Consider the following 23,388-nt stretch of genomic DNA (forward strand, 5'->3'; position numbering starts at 1 on the left):
GGGTTAGGGGGTGGTGGGTTTGAGGCCCAGCGGCTTGCCGAGCAGCGACTCCCGCCGTAGCGCGAGCCGGTCGGCGACCTGGTGGAGCGCCTTCGCCGCCGGGGAGTCCGGTGCGGCGAGCACGATCGGGTTACCCTCGTCGCCCGCCTCCCGGACCCGGGTGTCCAGCGGCACCTGGCCGAGCAGCGGCACCTGCGCGCCGATGGTCTGGGTCAGCGAGTCGGCTACGGTCTGGCCACCACCGGCCCCGAAGATCTCCATCCGGGAACCGTCCGGCAGCTCCAGCCAGGACATGTTCTCGATCACACCGACCACGCGCTGGTGGGTCTGCAGGGCGATCGCACCGGCCCGCTCGGCCACCTCGGCGGCGGCGGCCTGCGGCGTGGTGACCACCAGGATCTCCGCGTTGGGCAGCAGCTGGGCCAGGGAGATGGCCACGTCGCCGGTGCCCGGCGGCAGGTCGAGCAGGAGCACGTCGAGGTCGCCCCAGTAGACGTCGGCGAGGAACTGCTGCAACGCCCGGTGCAGCATCGGCCCGCGCCAGACCACCGCGGCGTTGCCGGCGGTGAACATGCCGATGGAGATCACCTTCACGCCGTGCGCCTGCGGCGGCATGATCATGTCTTCGACGCGGGTGGGTCGGCCGTCCGCACCGAGCATCCGGGGCACCGAGTGCCCGTAGATGTCCGCGTCCACCACGCCGACGGAGAGGCCCCGGGCAGCCAGGGCGGCGGCCAGGTTCACCGTCACGCTGGACTTGCCCACGCCGCCCTTGCCGCTGGCCACCGCGTACACCCGGGTGCGTGAGCCGGGCTGGGCGAAGGGGATGACCGGCTCCTCGGTCGCGCCACCGCCGCGCAGCTTGGCCTGGAGTTCCTGGCGCTGCTCGGGGCTCATCACGCCAAACTCGATCTCCACGCCGGTGATCCCGCTCACCGCACCCACGGCGGCGGTGATGTCCGCACGCAGCTTGTCCTTCAGCGGGCAGCCGGCCACCGTGAGCAGCAGCTCGACCCGGACCACACCATCCTCGCCGACCTCGGCGGAGCGGACCATGCCGAGTTCGGTGATCGGCCGGCGGATCTCCGGGTCGTTGACGGTGGCCAGGGCGGCCTGGACGGCGTCGTTGACGGTGCTGACGGGAGCTGACATGCCCGCAATGTTACGTCGGACCTGTTCCGCCGCCGGGACCAGCGGTATCCGGTGTGAGCGAGTCGATCAGCTCTCCGGGGAGCGGGCGTCGCGCACCTCACGCGGACCCTCACCGGACCGCTCGCGGCGGCGCTCGCCGGGATGGTCGTCGTCCAGTTCGTCGCGGGGCTCGTCGAGCCCGTCACCGGCACGCGCCACGTTCTCGCCGCGTTGCCGCTGCTCCAACCGCTGTCGGCGCTGCGCCGCCTCGTCCAGCTCCTCGGCCAGCCGGGACAGCTCCGAGCGGACGAAGTCGCGGGTCGCCACCTCACCCAGCGCGATCCGCAGCGCGGCGATCTCCCGAGCCAGGTATTCCGTGTCGGCCTTCTGCATGGTGGCCCGGCGGCGGTCCTCCTCCATCGCCACCCGGTCCCGATCCGACTGCCGGTTCTGCGCCAACAGGATCAGCGGTGCCGCGTACGACGCCTGGATGGAGAGGATCAGGGTGAGGAAGGTGAAGGTGTACGGGTCGAAGCGCACACCCTCCGGTGCGAGGGTGTTCCAGACGAACCAGAGCACCAGCACCAGCGTCATGTAGACGATGAACAGCGCGGTGCCCATCCCGCGCGCGATGCCCTCGGCCCACCTGCCGAAGCTCTCCTGGTCGACCCGGGGCAACCGCACCCCGCGTGGCTCCCGGGGCTGGTCCAGCCGCTCGGCTCGGCGGGGGTCAGCCATTGCGGTGCTCCGTGGTGTCGGCGGTGGTCGGGCTCGGCGGCTCCGCGGCGGTGTCCGCCGCCGCGTCGCGGTCGCGCCAGTCCGGGGGCAGCGAGTGATCAAGCACGTCGTCGACGGTGACGGCACCCACCAGCCGGTTGTTCCGGTCGATCACCGGCATGGCCACCAGGTCGTAGGTGGCCATCCGGCGGGTGATCTCCGGCAGCGGCGTGGTGGGTCGCAACGGGTCGATGTCGTTCACCACCACCCCGCCCAGCAGGTCCGCGGGGGGCTCGCGGAGCAGCCGCTGGAAGTGCACCATGCCGAGGTAGCGGCCGGTCGGGGTGGTCATCGGCGTACGGGCCACGAAGACCTGCGCGGCCACCGCCGGTGACAGCTGTGGCTCGCGGATCCGGGCCAGCGCCTCCGCGACGGTGGCGTCTGGCGGCAGGATGACCGGTTCGGAGGTCATCACGCTGCCGGCCGTACCCGGGGTGTATTTCAGCAGTTGCCGCACCGGGTTGGCCTCGTCCGGTTCCATCAGGTCGAGCAGCACGTCCTGCTCCGGCGGGGGAAGCTCGCCGAGCAGGTCGGCGGCGTCGTCCGGATCCATCTCCTCCAGGATGTCCGCGGCCCGCTCACGCCCGAGCGCGGCCAGGATCTCGACCTGGTCGTGCTCGGGCAGCTCGCTCAGCACGTCGGCCAACCGCTGGTCGTCCAGGGCCGCGGCCACCTCGTTACGCCGCGCGTCGGGCAGGTCCTGCAGGGCGTTCGCCAGGTCGGCCGGGCGCATGTCCTCCAGTACGGCCAGCAGGTTCGCGGTACCGCGGGTGTCGGCGATGCCACTGAGCCCGCGTACGTTGTCCCACGCGACCTGGTGCAGGGTGCCCCGGCGGGCGAGCCGGCCGCTCTGCTCGCGAACGGCGACCCGGGTGAGTGACCACTCGCCGCCCCGGCTGCACTCCATCGCCACGTCCACCACCGTCGCCGCCCGGCTGTCCGGTTGGACCTGCACCCGGCGGTCCAACAGCTCCTGGAGCACCAGCAGCTCGTTCGGCCGCTTCTCGAAGCGGCGCAGGTTGAGCGTGCCGCTGCCCAGCACTATCGCGTCGGCGTCGATGGAGGTGATCCGGTTGATGGACAGGAAGATCCGCCGGCGCATCGGCATCTCGGCGACCAGACCCACCACCTCGGGCGAGCGTTGGGGCGATCGCAGCCGGGCCACCGCGTCACGGACCCGGCCCACCTGGTCGCCATTGGGATCGAAGACGGCAACTCCGGCGAGTCGGGCGATGTACACCCGGGTCGGCGTGCTCACGCGCACCAGCCTAAGGGCCTAGGGTTTATCAACATGTCGACCTTGGCTTACGAGATCGTGGACGTCTTCACCGACCGTCCGTACGCGGGAAACCCGCTCGCGGTGGTGTTCGGCGCCGAAGGGCTGGCCACCGACCAGATGCAGCAGCTGGCCCGGGAGTTCAACCTGTCGGAGACGGTCTTCGTGCTGCCTGCCACCCAGGCCGGTGCCACCTACCGGGCGCGGATCTTCACTCCCACCGAGGAGTTGCCGTTCGCCGGTCATCCCAGCGTCGGCGCGGCAGTCACCGGCAGCCGCCGGGGACTGTTCGGTGTGGGGCAGATCACCCAGGAGTGTCAGGCCGGCGTGCTGCCGATCGACGTCACCGAGAGCGGTGCGACGCTCACCGGCGGCAGCCCCACCCTCGGTCCGGAGCTGGACGTCGAGCCGCTGCTGGAGGTGGCCGGCCTGACCGCCGAGGACCACCTCGGCCCGCCGCCCCGGGTGGCCGGCTGTGGACTGGAGTTCCCGTTCCTGCCGGTACGTCCCGAGGCGCTGGCCCGCGCGCAGGTCAACCCCGTGGTGGCACGGCGGTACGGCATCGAACATGTGAGCGTCTTCTCCTGGAACTCCGTCGCGCAAACCGCCCACGCCCGGGTCTTCGTTCCCGGTGTCGGCGTGCCCGAGGATCCGGCGACCGGTTCGGCGGCGCTGGGACTGGGGGTGTGGCTGGTCGCCAGCGGCCTGCTGCCGGCTGAGGGACGATCGTCCTACACCGTCGTGCAGGGGGTCGAGATGGGTCGGCCGTCCACGCTGACCTGCACCGTCACCGCAGACGGCGGCGTGGCGGTGGGTGCCACCGTCGCCGGTCAGGTGATGGCGGTGGCGCGCGGCGAGATCCTGGTTCCGCCGTTCGTCGGCTGACCTCGCCGACGTGGAGTACGAGAGGATGGCGTGGTGACCGACGAGCCCGATCGTGCCCCGCTTGTCGACGAGGCGATGAAGAAGGCCTCCGTGGCCTGGATCGCGGTCGGCGGTGGCCCCTCGTACGCCCTGTGGTGCGTACCGCTGGAGAACGCGCTCTTCGTGGTCACCGGTCCCGGCGAGCAGGCCGCGCCGGGTCTGGCCGAGGCCGAGGAGGCGCAGGTGACGCTCCGCGGTGATCACGGCGGTCGGATCGTGACCTGGCCGGCCCGGGTGACCCGGGTGGTCCCGGACAGCGACGAGTGGGAGACGCTCGCCCCGCTGGTGGGCGCCAAGCGACTGAATGCGCCCGGCCCCACCGCCGACCTGGTGGCCCGCTGGGCCGCCGACGGCTGCGCCCTGCTCCGACTGGCTCCGGCCGGGGCGCCGGCACACGGCGCGGAGTTGCCCGACGACTCGCTCGCGGAACCGCCCCGGCCCGCGTCGGTGGTCCGCCCGACTCGCCGGCCGTTCCGGCTGCACCGGGTCCGGCGTCGCTGATCCTGCCGGTCAGGACGGCACAGCCGCCGCATGCTCGTCGCCGAACCCTGACGCAAAGTGCGGCCGCGAACGTGTGAGGATTCCACCTCGTGCCACCCGAACCCCATCGTCCGCCGCTCGACCTGCTCACCACAGGTGCCCTGGCGCTCGCCGTCGTGGCCGTCTCCTCGTCCGCGCCACTCATCGCCTTCGCCGCCGCCCCGGCCCTGGCCGTGGCGTTCTGGCGCAACCTGCTCGCGGTCACCGCGCTGAGTCCGTTCGCGGTGATCCGGCGGCGCGCCGAGTTTCGGCGGTTGGTCACCGGCACCGGGCGGCGGGAGGGCATGTTCTGTGTGCTGTCCGGGGTGGCCCTGGCGGCCCACTTCGCCACCTGGATGCCGAGCGCGAAGCTGACCTCAGTCGCCGCGGCGACTGCGCTCGTCGCCACCCAGCCGGTCTGGCAGGGGCTCATCGCCCGGGCCCAGGGGCGGCGGCTGCCGGTGGGCGTGTGGGCCGGCGTGGGGGTGTCGGTCGTCGGTGCCATGCTGGCCACCGGCGCCGACTTCACCGTCTCCGGAGCGGCCTTCGCGGGGGACCTGCTGGCGCTGGTCGGCGGGATGTTCGCGGCGGTGTACGTCGCGCTCGGTGAGCGGGCCCGGGTCACCGTCAGCACCGCCACCTACACCACCATCTGCTACGGCGTCTGCGCGATGATCCTGCTGGTGGTCTGCCTGGTGGGCCAGGTGCCGCTCGGTGGGTTCGACACCGGCACCTGGCTGGCCGTGCTGGCCCTGGTCGCCGGGGCCCAACTGCTCGGCCACTCGATGTTCAGCTACGCGCTGCGGCGGATCCAGGCCACCACGGTCAGCGTGCTGATCCTGCTGGAGGTGCCCGGGGCGGCACTGATCGGCTGGCTCTGGCTGGGGCAGCTGCCCGCCCCGGCGACCCTGCCGGGCCTGGCGCTGCTGGTGGCCGGCGTCGCCGTGGTGGTGCTCGCCAGCGCCCGGACCGCTCGGCGCACCTCGAAGCCGCCCACCGCCCCCGCCGACGCGGCACCGGTACGCGACTGAGGTCTGCGGTAGGAGGTGCCCGGACCGGTCAGACCTCGTGCACCTCCAGCACGCGGGTGTTCGGCGCGGTGTCGCCGAGTGCCTGCCGCAGCTCGATCCGCTCAGGATCGACAAGGAACGCCTCGTAGCCGGCCCGGGTGTCGAACCGGATGAGATGCACCTCGCGGTGGCCGTCGCCAGTGCGCAACCGCCGCTCCAACCGGCCGCCGTGCCGAGGCAGCAGCGTGAGCACGCTGTCCTCGTACCGCTGGCCGGCTTCGTCCGCGCCGGCCGGGTACTCCACCAGGGCCACCAGGCTCACCGGGGCGGCTGTCGCTCCGGCCACCGGGTCATTGATCGTCACACGCCGGAGTATCGCAACCCGGTCGCGCTCCCGCGACCCCGTCGCCCGCCCCCACGTTTCGGCGTCGGGCTCAGCTGGAGAGGCCGACCGCGGCGGCGCTGGCCGCCCAGAGTCGGGCGGCGAGCTGCGGGTCGGCCGCCTTACGCAGCGGACGACGGGGTCGGCAGTCGAAGTAGTAACCGCCGTCGACCAGCCGCGAACGGTCCTGGTTGGCCAGCCACACGAGCGTCCGCGCACCCTTGTCCGGGCTGCGGAACGGCATCAGCCGCATGCCCAGGGCCACCACCCGGCTCTCGTTGCCGAACCGGGTCCGCACCACGCCAGGATGGAAGCAGTACGACGCGACCGCCGGCCACCGCCGCGCCGCCTCGGCGGTGAAGAGGATGTTCGCCTGCTTGCTGGTGCCGTACGCGGTGAACGGGCGGTACTGGCGCAGGGTGACGTTGAGGTCGTCCGGGTCGAGCACGCCGCTGCGGTGCGCGCCGGATGCGGTGACCACCATTCGACGCACCCGGTCGGCCAGCAGGTTGCTGAGCAGGAACGGGGCCAGGTGATTGGCCTGGATGGACAGCTCGAAACCGTCGACAGTGGTGACCGGTTGGAGCACGATCGCACCGGCGTTGTTGGCCAGCACGTCGATCCGGTCGTACGCCTCGCGTAACCGCGCGGCCAGTTGCCGTACGTCGTCGAGAACCGCGAAGTCGGCGCGGAACACCTCGGGACGCTCACCGGACGCCTCGCGTACCTCGTCGGCCGCGGCGCGCAGCCGTGCCGGGTCGCGGCCGACAAGCGCCACCTGGTCACCGCGACGGGCCAGGTCGACCGCGGCGGACAGCCCGATGCCGGAACTGGCACCCGTCACCACCACCAGTCGACGGGTCGTGAGGTCTTCCGCAGGTTCTTCCGCCCCGGTCACGCCATGAGGTTACCGTGACGTCGCACGTGCCCTGGCCCGCCGATGCCAGTACGCATCCGCCGGCCTGCCCGCCCCGGTCGGATCCGGGGCGGGCGGCGCGCTCAGGTGGAGGACGAGGACGAGCTCGCGATGGCGAACCCGATGGCGATGGCGTAGCCGATGATCACCAACGCGAGCAGCCCGGTGAGGATCCAGCCGACGATGATTGCCGCCTTCGCCATGCCCTCGCCGGACTCGCCGGTCTCCCGGATCTGGCGCATGGCCACGTGACCCATGATCGCGCCGATCGGCGCGGTGATGCACGAACCGATGCCGATCAGGGAGAGCACCAGCGCGACGATGGCCAGGGTGTTCGTCGCCCGCTGCGGCGGATAGCCGTATCCGGGCGGTGCCGGGTAGCCGTAGCCCGGCTGGGGCGGCGGCGGATAGCCGGCGGGCGGGTACGCCGCAGTGCCGGGATCCGACTTCATCCCGGCGTACGGGTCGGTCGGCTGGTAGGGGTCGTAGCCGGCGGGCTGCGGCGGTACTGGCGGCTGCGGGCTCACCGGCAGGGTCGGATCGATGGGCGGGCTGGAAGGCTGGCCGCTCGACGCGGGGTCGGGCCAGCCGCCGGACGGCGGGGGCTGTGTCATCGGGCTCACTTCCATCGCGGTGCTCGGGCGCAGTCAGGGTAGCCACCCTCGGGCAACTCCCGACGCGCCCGGCATCGGGTGCCGCGTTGCTCGTCGCCCCGGCGCAGGGCAGGATCTCGGCATGGGGTTTGACGCGCGTACGGCGGAACGATCCAGCGGCAGACCGAGGCGGGACGTCAGCCGACCCGGCGTGGCCCGGCGTGCGCGCGCTGTCGCGGCGTCGGCGCCCGGCGACGACGGTGTGCCAGCCGCCCTGCCCGAACCGGTGACCATGCGGTTGGACGGCAAGGTCGCGTTGGTGACGGGTGCCGGCAGCCCGGACGGCATCGGGTACGCCACTGCTCGGCGCCTGGCCGACCTGGGCGCCCGGGTGGCGATCGTCTCCACCACCCGGCGGATCCACGAGCGGGCCAGCGAACTCGGCGTCACCGGATTCGTCGCCGACCTCACCGACGAGTCGGAGGTCGGCGCGCTTGCCGACGCGGTCGCCGAACAGCTCGGCGATGTGGAGGTTCTGGTCAACAACGCCGGCCTGGCCAGCCGGGCCAGCCCGGAGGTGCTGCGTCCGGTCGCCCAGCTCAGCTACGACGAGTGGCGTGGCGAGATCGACCGCAACCTCACCACGGCGTTCCTGTGCAGCCGGGCGTTCATCAGCGGGATGGCCGAGCGGGGCTGGGGCCGCATCGTGAACCTGGCGGCGACGGCCGGCCCGGTCAACGCGCTGCCCACCGAGGCGGCGTACGCGGCGGCCAAGGCAGGTGTGGTCGGGCTGACCCGGGCGCTGGCGATGGAGATGATCGCCGACGGCGTGACGGTGAACGCGGTGGCGCCGGGCACCATCTACACCGCCGCCTCGACGATGGCGGAGATCAAGCAGGGCCTCGGTACGCCGGTGGGGCGCCCCGGCACCCCCGACGAGGTGGCTGCCGCGATCACGTTCCTCTGCTCACCGGCGGCGTCCTACATCACCGGTCAGATGCTCGTGGTCGACGGTGGCAACAGCGTGCGGGAGGCAAAGTTCCGCTGACCGCCCGTGCTCAGGTGTTCGAGCCGTCCGAACCGGCCCAGATCACCAGGGCCAGCCAGCCGCAGCAGAACACCAGGTAGAGCCCGGTGAAGATGTAGCTGAGGATCAGACCCCAGGTGGCCAGCTGGGCACCTTCCTCGCCGCTGGTGCGCAGCTGCCGCCGGGCCAGATGCCCGAGGGCGATGCCGGCGGGGGCGAAGACGAACGCGAAGACCAGCGACAGGATGGCGAGCACGTTCGTACCACCGCCACCGCCGCCTCCCGGCGGTGACGGCGGACCGTACTGCCCGTAGGGCACCTGTGGGGCGTACGGCGGCTGCTGCCCCCACTGCTGGCCGTGCGGCGGCTGCCCGGGATGCTCGTACGACGGCTGCCCGTAGGCCGGCTGGCCGTGCTGCGGCGGCTGTTCACCCGGCGGCTGCCCGTACGACGATGGCCCGTACGGGTCGCCGTACGGCGGCGGTTCGTAAGGTGACGGCTGCTGCCCGCCCGGCGGCGGTTCGTAGGGCGAGGGCGGCTGCTCCGGTTCTGGCGGCTGGCTCACACTGCCGGACGCTACCCGCAGGTCAGCCCAGCCGGGTGAGATTTGCGGCGGCCCGCTCGACGATCAGGCAGCGGTTCTCGACATAGTCGAGGCCGGCCTCCTCGGCGAGCTGGCGGGCCTGCGGAGAGACGATCCCGAGTTGCAACCAGACTGCGGGTGCGCCGATCGCCACGGCCTGGCGGGCGACGTCGACCGCCTCGTCGGCGGGACGGAACACGTCGACCAGGTCGACCGGGTGTGGGATGTCGGCGAGCGACCGGTACACCGGCTCGCCGAACAACTCGTCGGCGGTCGGGTTGACCGGAATGATCCGCCAGCCGTACCGCCGCATCTCTGCCGGCACGCGGTGTGCCGCCTTGCTCGGATCGCGGGACGCGCCGACGACGGCGATCACGGCGGAGTCGGCGAGGATCTGCTGAGCGCTACGCACCCGCCGACTGTAGCCCCGCCGTACCGGCTCCGCCCGCCGGTAACTCCGCCGCGCCACCCGTCGCCACCGCCACCGCCCGTCGTTGCCGTCCGGAGCCGGAGCCGGAGCCGGAGCCGGAGCTGGAGCCGGAGCCGGAGCGGGTGGCGGATCAGAGCAGGCGGAGCTGCTCAGGCTCCGGGGCCGACTCCGGCACCTGGCGGTGGTCACCGCGTTCGGGCCGGTAGAGGCCGTGGCGGCGGGCGGCGATGCGGACCCGGGCGGCCAACTCCCGCTGGTACGGCTGTGGCGCGTAGGCGCCCGCGGCGTACAGCTCCCGGTAGCGGGGAACCAGGTGGGGGTGCTCGCGGCCCAGCCAACGCGCGTACCACTCGCGGGCACCGGGGCGCAGGTGCAGCGGCAGCGGTGTCACGCTGGTGGCTCCGGCGGCGGCGATCGCCCCCACGGTGGCGTCGATAGATTCGTCGGAGTCGCTGAGGCCGGGCAGTATCGGCGCCATCAGCACCCCCACCTCGAACCCGGCATCGGTGAACTGGCGTACGGCGTCGAGCCGCCGCTGTGGTGCCGGAGCGCCCGGCTCGACCGACCGCCACAGCTCCTCGTCGACGAAGCCCACCGAGAACGACACGCTGACCCGGGTGACCTGGGTGGCCTGCCGCAGCAGCGGCAGGTCCCGCAGGATCAGGGTGCCCTTGGTCAGGATCGAGAACGGGTTGGCGAAGTCGCGCAACGCCTCGATGATCGGCGGCATGAGCCGATAACGTCCCTCGGCTCGCTGGTAGCAGTCGACGTTGCTGCCCATCGCGACGTGCGCGCCCCGCCAGCGCGGCGCGGCCAGCTCGCGGCGCAGCAACTCGCCCGCGTTGACCTTGACGACTACCTGCCTGTCGAAGTCCGCCCCGGCGTCGAACTCAAGATAGGTGTGGGTGTTTCGGGCGAAACAATACAAACAAGCGTGGCTGCATCCCCGGTACGGATTGATCGTCCACTCGAAGGGGACGCGGGAGGTGCCGGGGACCTTGTTCAGGATCGACCTGGCGCGTACCTCGTAGAAGGTCATGCCGGCGAAGGCCGGGGTGTCGAAGGTGCGCACGATCGCGCCGGGCAGCGCCAGCGGCAGGGGTGGCGTCGCCGGCGCTGCCCGTCCGGGAACTCCCTCATCCGGGGGAGCGGCGAGGTTTTCCCAGCGCATGGCCATCATTCGAACACACGTACGAGTCCGATGCAAGTGATCCGGCGGACACCGCGGGGTGACACCGGACCGGGGCGGTGGAGGATGGAGTCATGGAGCGGTCGACATTCGTCTACGACGGGGATTGCGCGTTCTGCACCCGCTGCGCCGAGTTCATCGAGCGGCGGATCCCCACCGGCGCCCGGGTGGTGCCGTGGCAGTTCGCCGACCTCGACGCGCTCGGTCTGACCGAGGCCGAGTGCGAGGAGGCGGTGCAGTGGGTGGGTGCCGACGGCAGCCGGGCCGCCGGCCCGGACGCCATCGCCGCGCTGCTGGACAGCAGCGGCCGATTCTGGCGGATCGCCGGGGGCGGGCTCCGCTTCGCCCCGGTACGCGCCGCCGCCTGGCCCGCGTACCGGTGGGTGGCCCGCAACCGGCATCGGATGCCCGGCGGTACGGCCGCCTGCTCCCTGCCCCAGGCGACCCGGGAGCGTCTCTACGGTCCCCGCTAGTCCGCGACGGCCCCGCTAGTCCGCGACGGCCCGGCTAGTCCGCGACGGCCGGGAGGCCCTCCGGCCGCCCGCCGCCTGCAGCGGCGGCTGGTGGCACGACGGCGGCCGGTGGCGCGGAGTTGGCTGGCTCCGGCCTGTCCCGGCGGGGTCGCCGGGCCAGCAGCCGGCGCAGCGCGACCACCGGGCGGATCTTCTCCAGGGGCAGGAAACTGGTCATGGCGACCAGGTGCGGGGCGAACGAAATGGTGATCGTCGCGATGGTGACCAGGTGGAACGAGTAGAAGAAGCCCACCGTGGCGAGCCGCCAGCGCTCCGGTATCACGAAGATCAACGGACTGAGCAACTCGAAGGCGAGGATGCCGAACTGGGCGATCAGCAGTAGGTGGGGCACCTGGGCGATCAGGTCGGCCAGTTCGGTGCCGCGCCGGATGATCGCCTTGGCCAGCACCGAGCCGGTCGCCCAGTCCAGGCCGCCGAAGCGGAACTTCGCCCAGGCGGCCAGGAAATAGGTGCAGATCACCGCGATCTGGGTGACGCGCAGCGCCCAGCCGCCGGCCTCGCTCCTGGTCGGATCTCCGTGCCGGGCCCGGCCCGCGGTGGGCAGCACGGCCAGCGCGACGAGCAGGGCGAACCGGTCGTGGTCCACCTTGCCGTAGCTCATCGCGATGATCATCCACTCGAGGTAGAGCGCGAAGACCGTCCAGCCGAGCAGCCGGGGCGCGCGCCCGGTGGCGGCGAGCAGGGCCACCAGCAGCAACAGCCAGAAGATCACGCTCACCAGCGCCGGGGTGGGAGTCGGCAGCGGCAGTACGCGCCCGACGAAGAGCGGCTGGTAGAGGTCGCCGGAGACGTCGACGCGGTCGCGTACCCACGGGGTGAAGATCAGCAGGTCGCCGGCGACGAAGAGGTAGACCAGCGTGCGGAAGGCCGCGATGCGGCCACGGGGCACTGCTTCGGTGAGCCAGTGGGTCATGGCGTGACCTGCCAGCGGACCACTGTCTCGTCGGACCAGCGGCCGGTCGGGCGGCGGTCGGTGATGTCGTGCCAACGGACGACGATGCGGACCTCGGTCAGTTCCGGGGCGTCCGGGTGCCGGCGGGTGTACGCCTCCGCCACCTCGCTGAGCAGGCTGGGGTCGGCGGTGTAGCGGGCCTGCTGGCCCTCGATCTCGGCTCGGCGGATTCCGGTGGCACGTTCGCCGAGGTCGACCAGGGCGCCGGTGCGGTCCACCCCCTCCACGCGGGTGTCCCGGGCGTCGGCGTCGGGCGGATCCGAGGTGGAGTACATCCGGAACGGGCCGAACGGGAAATGGTCGTCCTCGCCCCAGATGGTGCCGGCCAGCAGGACGGCCAGGGCGAGCCCGGTGACTCCCACCCGGACCGCGCGGCCACGGCTCGTCAACGTATCCATCGCATGCAGAAGATACGGCACCACCGCTCGTCGGCGGGGGTGCCGCGAGCCCGGGCGGCACCGGGAGACCGGGTGCCGGAGCGCGTACGCCAATGGCCGGGCCCGGTTCACCGGGCCCGGCCGCCGGGGCGATCGTCAGTGCTTGTGCTCGGCCAGCTTCTTGCGTACGTCGTCCATGTCGAGCGCGCGGACCTGCTCGATCAGGTTCTCCAGGGCCGACTCCGGCAGCGCGCCCGGCTGGGCGAAGACGATCACGCCGTCGCGGATGGCCATGATCGTCGGGATGGACCGGATGTCGAACTTCATCGCGAGGTCCTGCTGCGCCTCGGTGTCCACCTTGCCGAAGGTGACATCGGCGTGCTTCTCCGAGGAACGCTCGTAGACCGGGGCGAACCGCTTGCAGGGGCCGCACCACTCGGCCCAGAAGTCGACCAGCACGATCCCATCGCTCTCGGTCACCTGGTCGAAGTTAGCCGTGGTCAGCTCGACGGTTGCCATGTGAATCTCTCCGATCACGCGGAACAGTTACCTCTGGTGGAACCCGGCCGCAACCCATCGCATTCCCGACCTGGAGCCCGACGAAACCCCGGTGTTCGGGCCTCGGTGTGACCTTTGTCCGCATCGATCAGCATCGGTTCCAGCGGGCGTCCGCAGATCGCAAATGCATGTCGCAATTGCGTAACCGCCCGTGATGGGAGCGTTTCCAATGAGATCAACCTTTAGGGCAGCTACGACCTGGTAACTTTGGCGTTGACGAGCACCGATCCGACCTGCGGAGATCGCTTGATGAGAGATGATCAGTCACTCTTCGTGATGTAACAAAAAGATAAATGTGACCTCGGTCTCTGTGCCGCAGGACGCTCGTACGGCAGAATCTTGAGACATCAGAGCGTGGGCGGCGGGTGCCGGGGAGGGCCCCGCCGCTCATTGCGTCCGGACCCGGTTTCGCCGCTGATCCACCGGCGCGGAGAAGCGCCCCGCCCGGCCTCCGCCCACTCCGGTTCACGTCGGCCTCTGCCCCTGGTTCGCAACCGAGTGGTAACGGGTTCGTGGCGGAGCGGGCTCGGCCCCGGCCCCGGCGCATATGCTGACGGCGGAGGTCCCGCCATGAGCGAGCGCTGCGAGCCAGTAATCGGTCCCGGTGCGGTGGTGCCTCATGCCGGCACGCGGCGCGCCGGAGCGCCGGCATGAGCCGCTCCCTTGCCGGAGAACCGCCGGCCGCCGGCCGACGTGCCGGGTCCACCAGCGCCGGCCCCTATTCGAGGACCGAGTGGGAGCTGCTCACCGATCTGCCTGGCCGGGTGATCGTGACCGCCATCCAGCCTGGTCCGGGACGGCCGCACCGGGGAGTGACCGCCGGGATCGCGGGGCTTGACGCGGTGGCTGCCGGGCGAGTCTTCGACAGCGACCTCGTCCGGGCGGTGGTCGCCGAGATCTACGCCCGGCACGACGACACCTCGCTGCCCGCTCCCCGCACCGATCTGGTGGACGTTCTCGCCGACTGCCGTGCGGTGGTTCGCGTACTGGAGCGGCGGGCCGATCCGGCGGACTCGGCGGCGTACCGGCAGTGGGTGCAGTCGGTGGCGGCTCGGGTCTGCGTCACGGCGTCGGCGGTGCTCCCGATCGGCACGGTGGCCCCGGCCGACCGTCGTCTCCTCGACCGGCTCGGTACCGCGCTCGGACTTCGCTGAGGCTGCCGTAGCCTGCCTGATCGTGACCGGTGAGCAGCTCGACGTCGGCGTGGGACCCTGGCTCGGGGAACCGCCGGAGGATCCTCGATACGACCCCGAGCTGCTCGCCGAGGGCGACCGGCGCAATGTGGTGGACCGCTACCGGTACTGGCGCCGGGAGGCCGTGGTCGCCGATCTCGACAGGCGGCGGCACGGCTTCCACGTGGCGATCGAGAACTGGCAGCACGACTTCAACATCGGCACGGTGGTCCGCAACGCCAACGCGTTCCTCGCCGCCGAGGTGCACATCGTGGGCCGGCGTCGGTGGAACCGCCGAGGCGCGATGGTCACCGACCGCTACCAGCACGTACGGCATCACGAGTCGATCGAGCAGTTCGCCCACTGGGCCGCGGGGGAGGCCCTGCCGCTGGTCGGGATCGACAACCTGCCCGGCTCGCGACCGCTGGAGACGACCACGCTGCCCCAGCGGTGCGTCCTGCTCTTCGGCCAGGAGGGCCCCGGCCTCTCGGACGCTGCCCGGGACGCCTGCGATCAGCTCTTCTCCATCGCGCAGTACGGCTCGACCCGGTCCATAAACGCCGGCGTGGCGAGTGGGATCGCGATGCACTCGTGGATTCGCGCCCACGCCGGGCCGCCGCCGGACTGAGTGACAGTGAGGCAATGCGGCCGCTCCGCTTGACGACGCGCCGGTGTGGGGTGACGGTGGAGTGGTGAGTGTTGCGGTGAGTTGCCCCAGATGCGGTGGATCCGTGCGGCCGCCTGATCTGATGCACGCCGAATCCCGCTGCCCCGACTGCGGACCGGTCGCGCCGCTGCACGTGCCGGAGCACATCGGTGCCGAGATCGTGGCGAGTGTCGTCGAGCGCATCCAGACCGGCGTAGAGCCGCGGCGGCCGGCGGTGCCGCTCTGGTGCCCCTGGCCGTTGCCGCCGGGCTGGACCACGACCGGCGTGGCGTGGGCCGGCGACGACCGGCTCGGCGTGCGGGCCACGGCGGTCGCCTGCGCCGGCCCCGCGCCACTCGGTGCCGGCCCCGCCGACCTGGTCTTCGTGGCCGAGGAGCCAGGGGTCGGCCTGGGCGCACGGTACGCCGGGGTGCCCGGCCCGGACGCGGGACCGGAGCTGGCCGAGGCGTTGACCGAGCCCGGGCCGGGACATCCCGGTCATGTCGGGCGGGCCGGGATCCGGGTGGCTGGCCACCCCACTCCACTGTGGCTGGTGAATTCCCTGACAGATCGAAGCGCGTACGCCGGCGAGGCTCGGGGATTGTGGCTCTATGCGATAGCCTGGCCGGCGAGTGCGGGACATCTGCTCGCCGAGGACGTGGTGCTCCACGACCTTGTCGAGTGGACGCCATCCGAGCTCGTGTACGGCGCACCATCTCCGTATCTGCACGGGAAGGCTTGACAAGCCCCCTGGAATGTCGGAGAACGGACGCAGATATTCACGGTAAGACACCACGCTGATACTCTGGGTGCCGCTGCGGTAATGGGACCCGGCGCCGCGCGAGAGGATGGCCCGCCATGGTCAAGAAGGTCCTCACCTGGGCCGGAATCGCATTCTTGATCTTCTTCGTCGCCTACCGGCCAAATTCCGCCGCGGACGTGTTCAAGTCGTTGGGCGGCGGGATCATGGACATCGCCCAGGGCTTCGGCGACTTCTTCACCAGCCTGGTCGCCTAGCCTCCGATGGGAAGCCCCTCCGGCCCGCCCTTCGATCCCGACGATCCCGACCGGGCCCGCCGGGAACGTGACACCGAGCCGATCCCCCGGATCGACCCCGACGACGGTCCGGGCTACGGTGCCCGCCGCTCCGACGGCCCCGTCTTCTCCGACGACGCCGGCTACGGCGACGGTCCGGGTTACGGCGACGGTCCGGGCTACGGCGGCGAGGCCAGATCGGGCCGCGCCTGGGTGCGTGATCCCGAGGCCGGATACCAGCCACCGCAGATCTCCGAAGAGGAGTTGGCCGGGCTCCGGGCCGATGCCAGTGGCATGACCCCCCGCCGGGTGCTGCCGCTGGAGGACGAGCCCAGCTCGCTGGTGGCGCGCTACCTCTTCCCCACCGAGCGCTACCGGGGCGAGTGGAAGCGCCACTGGATCCACCTCACCACGCCGATTCTCGTCGGCATCGCCGCCACCTTCGTGCTCGGCTACCTCTCTGGCTTCCTCGCCGGGCAGGACGTCGGAGCGTTGACCACCATCGCGGTCCTGCTCTGGTTCGCGGTGATGGGTTGGGTGGCCTGGCGGGTCGCCGACTGGTGGTACGACAGGTTCATCCTGACCAACAAGCGGGTCATGGTGGTCAACGGGATCATCACCCGGCGGGTCGCCATGATGCCCCTGACCCGGGTCACCGACATGAAGTACGAGCAGTCGCCGGCCGGCCGGGCGCTGAACTACGGCACCTTCGTGCTGGAGTCCGCCGGTCAGGAGCAGGCCCTGCGCGAGGTCAAGAACCTGCCCAACCCCAACGAGCTCTACCTGCGTGTGGTCGAGGAGATGTACGAGCCGCAGGCGGTCGAGGCGCGGCTGGGCAAGGAGCAGGACGAGGCCAAGGCCGACGACGGCGCCTGAGGGTTCCGGCCGACCATCGGAGTTGTCGCGGCCCCCTCCGCCCTCGACCCTCTGCTCCGGCCATGGCAGGCTTCCTGGGCGGCGCGACCAGGACTGGAGGTGGTGCGTGACCGGCAGCGACCCGCTGGAAGAGGAGTTCCGTGACTTCGTCGCGGCCCGTTCCGGCGCACTGCTGCGGAGCGCGTACCTGCTCACCGGCGACTGGGGCACCGCAGAGGATCTGCTCCAGACGGCGTTGACCAAGACGTACCTGGCCTGGAAACGGCTCGGCGGGATCGAGGCGATCGAACCGTACACCCGCCGGGTCATGGTCAACACCTCGACCAGTTGGTGGCGACGCCGCTGGCACGGCGAGCGCCCGACCGAGGTGATGCCCGAGCGCGCCGCCGCCGACGTGATCGAGCAGCAACTCGACCGGGATGTGCTCTGGCGCCACCTGAAGGCGCTGCCCGCCCGGCAGCGCGCGGTGCTGGTGCTGCGTTTCTACGAGGACATGTCGGAGGCGCAGACCGCGGCCCTGCTCAACATCTCGCCCGGCACCGTCAAGAGTCAGACCTCCCGGGCGCTGGCCACCCTGCGCCGACGGATCGGCGCGGAGGAGGATTTCGTACTGCCCGGCACCGGGTCCCGGTCCGCGGTGCCGGCCCGCGGCGTACCGCCCGAGACCACCCGCGCGGCCCGCCGGCCGGACGATGACGCGCAGCCGGGGCTCGGCACCCCGACGGTGCCGGCCGCGGATTCCGCGGACGCGGTGTCGGCGGTGCCCGCGCTACCTACCGTTCCGGTTGTCGACAGTCCTTCGAGGGGCGGGCAGCTTTCGCCGGTCGCCGCGCAGACGACCGACGCCCTGGCGGGAGAGCGGCGGTGAACGCCAGTTCCCGCGGCCATGACAACCCGAGCGGCACTCCGGATCGTTCCTTGGAGGTGGGGCAGAACGAGCTGGAGCGCGCCGTCCGGGAGGTGTTCATCCGGCAGGTGGCCGCGTCGCGGGCCCCGGTCGGCGATCCCGCCACGGCGGCGATCCGGCGAGCCCACCGGATCCAGCGCCGCCGCACCCTGGCCGGAACAAGCCTTGCCGCGATGGCGGTGATCCTCGCCGCTGCCACCGCCATGCAACTAGGCGCCGCACGACCCCCGGTCAGAGAAACCGTGGTGATCGGCGATCCGGATTCGGGGCCCGTGGTGATCCTGACCCCGACCGCCCCGCCGACCGCCGCCGACACCCGCACCCCGCTCGCCGACGTGGACCTGGTGCTGGGCCGGGCGATCGTCACCGCGCAGGGGCGACGGATCGGCCTGGTCGACGCCGGCCGGATCGAGCGTGCTCACCGCCTGGCCGACGGCGGGGGCTGGTTGGCCGTGGGGCCAGCGGGTCTGCCCGGCCGCTTGCTCTGGAGGGTGGCGCCGAACGGCACCGCCGAGGTGCTGCTAGCCGGTGCCGAAGAGATCGTTCTGGACGCCACCGGCCAGCAGGTCGCCTGGAAACAGGGCACGGCGCTGACCGTTGCCAAGGTCGTCAACCAGGAGCTGATCACCACCGCCCGGGCTGAGGTGCCGGCGGAAGCCGTACCCCTGCGGTTTGTCGGCGGCGACGTCCTGGTGCGGCTCGCTCCTGACCGTCCCGGACACGTGCTGTGGCGTCTGCAACCCGGCCGGCTCGATCCGGGCACCGACCGGATCAGCAGCCGGATCTTCGGTGCCTTGCCCGACGGGCGACTCGTCGGCGAAGTCACCAAAGGCACGCCGCGACGCACCTGCCTGACGTTGCTCGACCCCGTGGCGGAACTCGCCCCCGTCGGTGCGGACTGCGGTCCGGAGCTGAGCGACGGCGGTTCGGGCGCGGTCTCACCGGACGGGCGCTGGCTGCTGGCCAACCGGCGGTCCGAAGGACAGGTGAAGGCGGTACTTGTCGACCTGCGGCGGCTCGGATCCTCCGTCGAACCGGTTCCGGCGGGGCCGGCGATGAGCGGAGCCGTGGTCTGGAGCGCGGCGGGCATCGCCTACTACGTCGACTCCGCCGGCCAGCTGATCCGGGTGGAGGTCGAGCGGGCCACCGCCGGTCGCCTCCCGGAAACCCGCGTCATGGGCGGTCTACCCGCCGGAGTGCACCCGGTGGTGGTGAGCTCCGGTTGACCTGTCCGCACCGGCGTACGGCACCCGCTGGTGGCCATCGGCCCCGGGTAGTCTCGGGCGATGATCGCCCGGATCGACCTGCACACCCACTCCACCGCGAGTGACGGCACGCTCAGCCCGGCGGAGCTGGTCCGGGCCGCCGCCAGCGCCGGGTTGGATGTCGTGGCGATCACCGATCATGACACCACCGCCGGTTGGCAGCCGGCGCTGCGGGCACTGCCGCGCGGGCTACGGCTGGTACGCGGAGCCGAGCTGTCCTGTCGCTGGTTCGGTGAGCAGCCGCCGCTGCCGCTGCACCTGCTGGCGTACCTTTTCGATCCGGAGTCTCCGGAACTGGTCGCCGAACTGGCCCGGGTGCGGGCCGCCCGCGCCGAACGGGGCGAGCGGATCGTGGCGTTGCTGCGGGCCGACGGCATCGACGTGAGCTGGCCGGAGATCCTGGCCGGCACGGGCGGTGGGACGGTGGGCCGGCCGCATATCGCGCAGGCGCTGATCCGGGCCGGTCTGGTCACCACCACCACCGAGGCGTTCGGGCCGGACTGGTTGGGGGAGCGTTACCGGCTGCCCAAGGAGGACATCGACGTCTTCGCGGCCGTGCGCCTGGTGCGGGCGGCTGGCGGTGTGCCGGTGTTCGCCCACCCCCGGGCCACCCGACGCGGCCGGGTGGTGCCGGACGAGTTGATCGCCGAACTGGCCGTGGCCGGTCTGGCCGGACTGGAGGCCGACCACGAGGACCACTCACCGGCCGAGCGGGCGCACGTGCACGGGCTCGCCGCCGAACTGGGCCTGCTGGTGACCGGATCATCGGACTTCCACGGCACGCACAAAAGCGTCAAGTTGGGCGCCTTCACCACCGGGCCCGAGGCGTACGAGCGGATCGTCGCCGCCTCGTCCGGAGTGACCGAGGTTGCTACCGGCTGACCTGGGGTTCCGCTTCCGGATGGCACCGCTACGGTGACCGGGTGGATCTCAAGCTCTTCGGCGAGGTCTTCGTGACCCTGCTGGTCATCGTCGACCCGCCGGGCATGATGCCGATCTTCCTCGCGCTGACCGGACCGCTGGCGGCGCGGGAGCGCAACCGCGCCGCCTGGCAGGCGGTCGCGCTGGCGCTCGGCGTCATCGTGGTCTTCGCGGTGGCCGGGCAGACCCTGCTCGCCTACCTGCACGTGGACCTGCCTGCGTTGCAGGCGGCCGGCGGACTGCTGCTCATGCTCGTCGCGCTGGAACTGCTCACCGGCAAGGCCGACGACCCGAGCAAACAGGCCACCTCGAACATCGCCCTGGTGCCGCTGGGCACGCCGCTGCTGGCCGGGCCGGGTGCGATCGTGGCCACCATGCTCTTCGTCCAACAGGCCGAGGAGGCTACGGACTACGTCGCCGTCGGCACCGCGATCGTCGCGGTGATGCTGACGGTCTGGATCGTGCTGCGCTTCTCCGGCGGGATCGTCAAGGTGCTGCGTCCCGGTGGAATCGAGGTGCTCACCCGGATCGCCGGCCTGCTGCTGGCCGCGATCGCCGTGCAGCTCGTCGCAGACGCGATCTTCGCCTTCGTGACCGACTTCAGCGGTACGGCCTGATCGGCACGGTCTCTGTCGGTGTGGTCTTGGCCGGTGTGGTCTTCGTCGGTGTGGTCTGACCGGGCCGGGGGAGTGTCGGGGGTGGATGGCAGGATCACAGGCGTGCGACGAGCCTTCCCGACCGGACGACCCGCCGGTGGTCGTGCGCCCCGGCCCCGTGACGCGCAGCCCGAGCAGCTCGGCTTCGAGGGCATGCCGGAGCGGCTGTTCGTGTGCACCCCGAGCAAACTGGGCGCGTACGCTGACTGCCCCCGGCGCTACCGCTACGCCTACGTCGACCGTCCCGCCCCACCGAAGGGGCCGCCGTGGGCGCACAACTCGCTCGGCGTCAGCGTGCACACCGCCCTGAAGAACTGGTATGCGATGCCCGCCGACAGACGTCGCCCGGAGACGTTGCCGACGCTGCTCAAGGGCACCTGGGTGCGCGAGGGATACCGCGACGACGAGCAGGAACGCGACGCCTACCGGCGGGCGCTGGGCTGGCTGGAGGCGTACGTCGACGGGCTCGATCCGGCCGACGAACCAGTCGGGGTGGAGCGGGTGGTGGCGGTGAAGACGGGTGTGCTGGCATTCAACGGCCGGGCCGACCGGATCGACTCCCGGGCCGGCGCCGACGGCCCCGAGCTGGCCATCGTGGACTACAAGACCGGCCGCGCCACGCTCGACACCGACGACGCCCGCGGCTCGCAGGCGTTGGCGCTCTACGCGTACGCGGCCGAGCGGGTGTTCCGCCGCCCCTGCCGCCGGGTCGAGCTGCACCACCTGCCCAGCGGCACGGTCGCGGCGCACGAGCACACCGTCGAGTCACTGAACCGGCAGGTGACCCGGGCCGAGGAGACCGCCCGCGACATCATGACCGCCGAACGGGCGGTCGCCGACGGCGGTGACCCGGATGCCGCCTTCCCCACCACACCCGGGCCACGCTGTGCCTGGTGCGACTACCGGCGCACCTGTCCGGCCGGTGCCTCCGTCCCCGAGAAGGATCCGTGGGCCGCCGTGGAGCGGCCGTCGGATCAGAGCTGACCCGCTTCCCGCGGCCGCCGGGACGCGCACGAGGCAGCCCTCCGCAGCACGGCTGACCGCTTCCCGCGCCGCCGGGACGCGCGAGGCGGTGTGGTTCAGGGACGCGTACCCACCAGACCTGCGGTCAGGCGCGCGGCGGGTTCCCGGGCCTCGAGCCACGCCGCCGGCCGGATGGTCATTCGTCGGCGTCGCGACGAGCCTGGCAGGCGGGGCAGAGCCCCCAGAAGGTCACTTCCGCCTCATCGACCAGGAAACCGTCGGCAGGGCCCGGGTCGAGACAGGGTGCGCTGCCCACCGCACAGTCGATGTCGGCGATCTCGCCGCAGCTTCGGCACACCACGTGGTGGTGATTGTCGCCGACCCGGGCCTCGTAAAGGGCGGGTCTGCCGGCCGGCTCGATCCGGCGGGACAGGCCGGCCCGGGAAAGTGCGCCCAACACGTCGTAGACCGCCTGCGTGGAGACGGAGTCGAGGCGCTCGCGTACCCGTCGGGTGATCTCCTCGACCTCCAGGTGGCCACCGCCGTGCAGGACGTCGAGGACGGCGAGGCGCGGCCGGGTCACGCGCAGGCCCCGCGACCGGAGGAGTTCCGCACCCCTAGACATGCGTCAATGACAACACGGCCCTCCGAGCACGACAACCTTGCGGTGCGACCCGGCTACGCGTCGTTCGACACCCGGTCGGCTGAACCTGGCTGGCCGATTCCGCGTGTGGATCAGCAGAGTCCTGGGCCGGGGCAGCACATCGCCGTACCCTGACGTTCCACGATCACCTACCGTCGGAGGTTCGATGTTCGAGAAGGTGCTGGGTCTGCCCGTGCACGTACTGGTCGTGCACGCGGTGGTGGTCTTCGTACCGCTGCTGGTGCTGCTCGCCGTCGCGTACATCGCTCTGCCGCGGTTCCGGTCGCGGCTGGACTGGGCGGTGGCGGCCCTGGCGGTGATCGCGCCGATTACCGCGTGGGTGGGCACGGAGTCCGGGGAGGCGCTCCAGGAACGGCAGATCGCGCGGGGATTCGCCGGCGAGATCCTGGCGCAGATCGAGGAGCACGCCAGCTACGGTGACGTGCTGTCCTTGATCACGCTGGGGCTGGCTCTGGCGGTGATTCTGCTGTTGGTGGCGAACAGCGGCCACCGCCGGGTGCCCACAGTGCCGCGCTGGGTGCCGCCGCTGCTGTCGGTAGCCGTGGTGGTGCTGGGCGTGCTTGCCCTCGTCTACGTCTGGTTCACCGGCCACTCGGGGGCCGAGATCGTCTGGGGCAACACCTTCGAGTAGGGCGGGGCCGCTCTGTGTTCCGGTCGCTCGGTGGTGGGTGGCCGGACAAGTCCGCCGCTGCCGGCTTGTCAAGATCCGCACAGCTCCGCCGCGGCCTGCCGTCGCGCGGGCCCGCCGCAGGCCGGCCGGGGACTCAAGGCAGGGTCTAGCGCAGCGCCCGGGTGCAGAGCAGGCAGACCACCAGCAGCAGGACCACGATGGCCACTATCCCGACCGCCCGGGTCACCTGCTGCGCCCGCTGTTCCTCAGTGTCCAGCGCGGCCATGTCCTGGGCCGGTAGTTGCCGGGGCGGGGTCGGCCGTAGCTGCACCTCCGGCCGCCAGCCAGCCGGCGGCGCGGTGGTGGGCGGAGGCCCGTCGTAGCCGCCCGGCAGGAGCGGTCGCTGTCCGAGGGGCGGTGGCGGTTGCTGCCCGGGGCCGCCGAACCGGGTGGGTTGATGCGTCGGACTGCCGGGCGTGGTGGGCTGGCTCGGCGG

The 23,388-nt window shown here is 71.8% G+C and carries 30 protein-coding genes; 16 read left to right on the plus strand and 14 right to left on the minus strand.

All coding sequences use genetic code 11. From position 1 onward, the window contains the following. Positions 1–3: 3 nt before the first annotated feature. The 3 genes from C1I93_RS13610 to C1I93_RS13620 form a co-directional block, all read right to left on the minus strand. Positions 4–1,152 (minus strand): Mrp/NBP35 family ATP-binding protein, encoded by a 1,149-nt coding sequence (locus C1I93_RS13610; RefSeq protein WP_111243639.1) that lies wholly within the window; start codon positions 1,150–1,152, stop codon positions 4–6. Positions 1,153–1,218: 66 nt separating this feature from the next. Further along, entirely contained in the window at positions 1,219–1,869 is a 651-nt protein-coding gene (locus C1I93_RS13615; protein WP_111243640.1) for a DUF1003 domain-containing protein, read from the minus strand. Continuing rightward, positions 1,862–3,166, minus strand: a complete 1,305-nt coding sequence (locus tag C1I93_RS13620) for a magnesium transporter MgtE N-terminal domain-containing protein (protein WP_111243641.1) — start codon at positions 3,164–3,166, stop codon at positions 1,862–1,864. Before C1I93_RS13620 ends, C1I93_RS13615 begins: the two co-directional genes overlap by 8 nt. Positions 3,167–3,199: 33 nt before the next feature. Here C1I93_RS13620 and C1I93_RS13625 point away from each other — a divergent pair, with 33 nt between their 5' ends. The 3 genes from C1I93_RS13625 to C1I93_RS13635 all read left to right on the plus strand — a co-directional run bounded on the left by C1I93_RS13625 (position 3,200) and on the right by C1I93_RS13635 (position 5,658). Continuing rightward, positions 3,200–4,069, plus strand: coding sequence for a PhzF family phenazine biosynthesis protein (locus C1I93_RS13625; protein WP_111243642.1), 870 nt, complete (start codon positions 3,200–3,202; stop codon positions 4,067–4,069). A gap of 75 nt (positions 4,070–4,144) precedes the next feature. Further along, positions 4,145–4,609: a hypothetical protein gene (locus C1I93_RS13630; RefSeq protein WP_420811766.1), complete on the plus strand. Its 465-nt coding sequence runs from the start codon at positions 4,145–4,147 to the stop codon at positions 4,607–4,609. Positions 4,610–4,698: 89 nt separating this feature from the next. Beyond that, entirely contained in the window at positions 4,699–5,658 is a 960-nt protein-coding gene (locus C1I93_RS13635; RefSeq protein ID WP_111243643.1) for a DMT family transporter, read from the plus strand. A 28-nt stretch (positions 5,659–5,686) separates the two neighbouring features. Here the strand turns inward: C1I93_RS13635 and C1I93_RS13640 are convergent, their stop codons facing one another. From C1I93_RS13640 to C1I93_RS13650, 3 genes are all read right to left on the minus strand, one after another. Then, entirely contained in the window at positions 5,687–6,001 is a 315-nt protein-coding gene (locus tag C1I93_RS13640; protein WP_223256454.1) for a hypothetical protein, read from the minus strand. A gap of 70 nt (positions 6,002–6,071) precedes the next feature. After that, positions 6,072–6,917, minus strand: a complete 846-nt coding sequence (locus C1I93_RS13645; RefSeq protein WP_223256455.1) for an SDR family NAD(P)-dependent oxidoreductase — start codon at positions 6,915–6,917, stop codon at positions 6,072–6,074. A gap of 101 nt (positions 6,918–7,018) precedes the next feature. Beyond that, positions 7,019–7,549 (minus strand): DUF4190 domain-containing protein, encoded by a 531-nt coding sequence (locus C1I93_RS13650; protein WP_111243645.1) that lies wholly within the window; start codon positions 7,547–7,549, stop codon positions 7,019–7,021. A 121-nt stretch (positions 7,550–7,670) separates the two neighbouring features. Between C1I93_RS13650 and C1I93_RS13655 the strand changes: the two genes are divergently transcribed. Beyond that, positions 7,671–8,576 carry an SDR family NAD(P)-dependent oxidoreductase gene (locus tag C1I93_RS13655; protein WP_111243646.1) on the plus strand — a complete coding sequence of 302 codons (906 nt, stop codon included), beginning with the start codon at positions 7,671–7,673 and terminating at the stop codon, positions 8,574–8,576. A gap of 10 nt (positions 8,577–8,586) precedes the next feature. Here the strand turns inward: C1I93_RS13655 and C1I93_RS13660 are convergent, their stop codons facing one another. From C1I93_RS13660 to C1I93_RS13670, 3 genes are all read right to left on the minus strand, one after another. Then, positions 8,587–9,120: a DUF4190 domain-containing protein gene (locus C1I93_RS13660; protein WP_111243647.1), complete on the minus strand. Its 534-nt coding sequence runs from the start codon at positions 9,118–9,120 to the stop codon at positions 8,587–8,589. Positions 9,121–9,142: 22 nt separating this feature from the next. Then, the gene (locus C1I93_RS13665; protein WP_111243666.1) at positions 9,143–9,550 is read right to left on the minus strand and encodes a CoA-binding protein; all 408 of its coding nucleotides are present in this window, start codon (positions 9,548–9,550) and stop codon (positions 9,143–9,145) included. Between the two features lie 148 nt (positions 9,551–9,698). Further along, positions 9,699–10,739 (minus strand): Rv2578c family radical SAM protein, encoded by a 1,041-nt coding sequence (locus C1I93_RS13670; RefSeq protein WP_111243667.1) that lies wholly within the window; start codon positions 10,737–10,739, stop codon positions 9,699–9,701. A 92-nt stretch (positions 10,740–10,831) separates the two neighbouring features. Here C1I93_RS13670 and C1I93_RS13675 point away from each other — a divergent pair, with 92 nt between their 5' ends. After that, a complete protein-coding gene (locus C1I93_RS13675; protein ID WP_111243648.1) occupies positions 10,832–11,230 on the plus strand; it encodes a thiol-disulfide oxidoreductase DCC family protein in 399 nt (132 codons plus the stop codon). A 34-nt stretch (positions 11,231–11,264) separates the two neighbouring features. On the opposite strand, the gene C1I93_RS13680 is transcribed toward C1I93_RS13675, so the two are convergent. From C1I93_RS13680 to trxA, 3 genes are all read right to left on the minus strand, one after another. Continuing rightward, a complete protein-coding gene (locus C1I93_RS13680; RefSeq protein ID WP_111243649.1) occupies positions 11,265–12,203 on the minus strand; it encodes an HTTM domain-containing protein in 939 nt (312 codons plus the stop codon). Further along, a complete protein-coding gene (locus C1I93_RS13685) occupies positions 12,200–12,640 on the minus strand; it encodes a hypothetical protein (RefSeq protein ID WP_111243650.1) in 441 nt (146 codons plus the stop codon). The genes C1I93_RS13680 and C1I93_RS13685 overlap by 4 nt, the downstream gene beginning before the upstream one ends. A gap of 135 nt (positions 12,641–12,775) precedes the next feature. Beyond that, positions 12,776–13,138: a thioredoxin gene (gene trxA, locus C1I93_RS13690; RefSeq protein ID WP_111243651.1), complete on the minus strand. Its 363-nt coding sequence runs from the start codon at positions 13,136–13,138 to the stop codon at positions 12,776–12,778. A gap of 689 nt (positions 13,139–13,827) precedes the next feature. Between trxA and C1I93_RS13695 the strand changes: the two genes are divergently transcribed. The 10 genes from C1I93_RS13695 (at position 13,828) to C1I93_RS13735 (ending at position 21,639) form a co-directional block, all read left to right on the plus strand. Beyond that, the gene (locus tag C1I93_RS13695; RefSeq protein WP_111243652.1) at positions 13,828–14,331 is read left to right on the plus strand and encodes a hypothetical protein; all 504 of its coding nucleotides are present in this window, start codon (positions 13,828–13,830) and stop codon (positions 14,329–14,331) included. A 22-nt stretch (positions 14,332–14,353) separates the two neighbouring features. After that, entirely contained in the window at positions 14,354–14,977 is a 624-nt protein-coding gene (locus tag C1I93_RS13700) for a TrmH family RNA methyltransferase (protein ID WP_111243653.1), read from the plus strand. Between the two features lie 76 nt (positions 14,978–15,053). After that, positions 15,054–15,737: a DUF6758 family protein gene (locus tag C1I93_RS13705; RefSeq protein ID WP_338044285.1), complete on the plus strand. Its 684-nt coding sequence runs from the start codon at positions 15,054–15,056 to the stop codon at positions 15,735–15,737. 116 nt (positions 15,738–15,853) lie between these two features. Then, entirely contained in the window at positions 15,854–16,012 is a 159-nt protein-coding gene (locus C1I93_RS31595; protein ID WP_007455302.1) for a hypothetical protein, read from the plus strand. 6 nt (positions 16,013–16,018) lie between these two features. Then, a complete protein-coding gene (locus C1I93_RS13710; protein ID WP_111243655.1) occupies positions 16,019–16,906 on the plus strand; it encodes a PH domain-containing protein in 888 nt (295 codons plus the stop codon). A gap of 106 nt (positions 16,907–17,012) precedes the next feature. Beyond that, the gene (locus C1I93_RS13715; RefSeq protein ID WP_111243656.1) at positions 17,013–17,774 is read left to right on the plus strand and encodes a SigE family RNA polymerase sigma factor; all 762 of its coding nucleotides are present in this window, start codon (positions 17,013–17,015) and stop codon (positions 17,772–17,774) included. Then, complete coding sequence (locus C1I93_RS13720) at positions 17,771–19,039, plus strand: hypothetical protein (RefSeq protein WP_111243657.1); 1,269 nt, start codon at positions 17,771–17,773, stop codon at positions 19,037–19,039. Before C1I93_RS13715 ends, C1I93_RS13720 begins: the two co-directional genes overlap by 4 nt. A gap of 60 nt (positions 19,040–19,099) precedes the next feature. After that, positions 19,100–19,960 carry a PHP domain-containing protein gene (locus tag C1I93_RS13725; RefSeq protein ID WP_111243658.1) on the plus strand — a complete coding sequence of 287 codons (861 nt, stop codon included), beginning with the start codon at positions 19,100–19,102 and terminating at the stop codon, positions 19,958–19,960. Between the two features lie 41 nt (positions 19,961–20,001). After that, the gene (locus C1I93_RS13730) at positions 20,002–20,616 is read left to right on the plus strand and encodes a MarC family protein (protein WP_111243659.1); all 615 of its coding nucleotides are present in this window, start codon (positions 20,002–20,004) and stop codon (positions 20,614–20,616) included. A 102-nt stretch (positions 20,617–20,718) separates the two neighbouring features. Further along, positions 20,719–21,639 carry a RecB family exonuclease gene (locus C1I93_RS13735; protein ID WP_111243660.1) on the plus strand — a complete coding sequence of 307 codons (921 nt, stop codon included), beginning with the start codon at positions 20,719–20,721 and terminating at the stop codon, positions 21,637–21,639. Between the two features lie 175 nt (positions 21,640–21,814). Here the strand turns inward: C1I93_RS13735 and C1I93_RS13740 are convergent, their stop codons facing one another. Further along, entirely contained in the window at positions 21,815–22,243 is a 429-nt protein-coding gene (locus tag C1I93_RS13740; protein WP_111243661.1) for a Fur family transcriptional regulator, read from the minus strand. A gap of 184 nt (positions 22,244–22,427) precedes the next feature. Between C1I93_RS13740 and C1I93_RS13745 the strand changes: the two genes are divergently transcribed. Then, the gene (locus tag C1I93_RS13745) at positions 22,428–22,913 is read left to right on the plus strand and encodes a DUF2231 domain-containing protein (protein ID WP_111243662.1); all 486 of its coding nucleotides are present in this window, start codon (positions 22,428–22,430) and stop codon (positions 22,911–22,913) included. A 145-nt stretch (positions 22,914–23,058) separates the two neighbouring features. Here C1I93_RS13745 and C1I93_RS13750 read toward each other — a convergent pair. Then, positions 23,059–23,388, minus strand: a 330-nt coding sequence (locus C1I93_RS13750; RefSeq protein ID WP_111243663.1) for a hypothetical protein, incomplete at its 5' end; no start/stop codon positions are given.

The sequence above is a fragment of the Micromonospora endophytica genome (assembly GCF_003236305.1).
GTDB lineage: Bacteria > Actinomycetota > Actinomycetes > Mycobacteriales > Micromonosporaceae > Micromonospora > Micromonospora endophytica.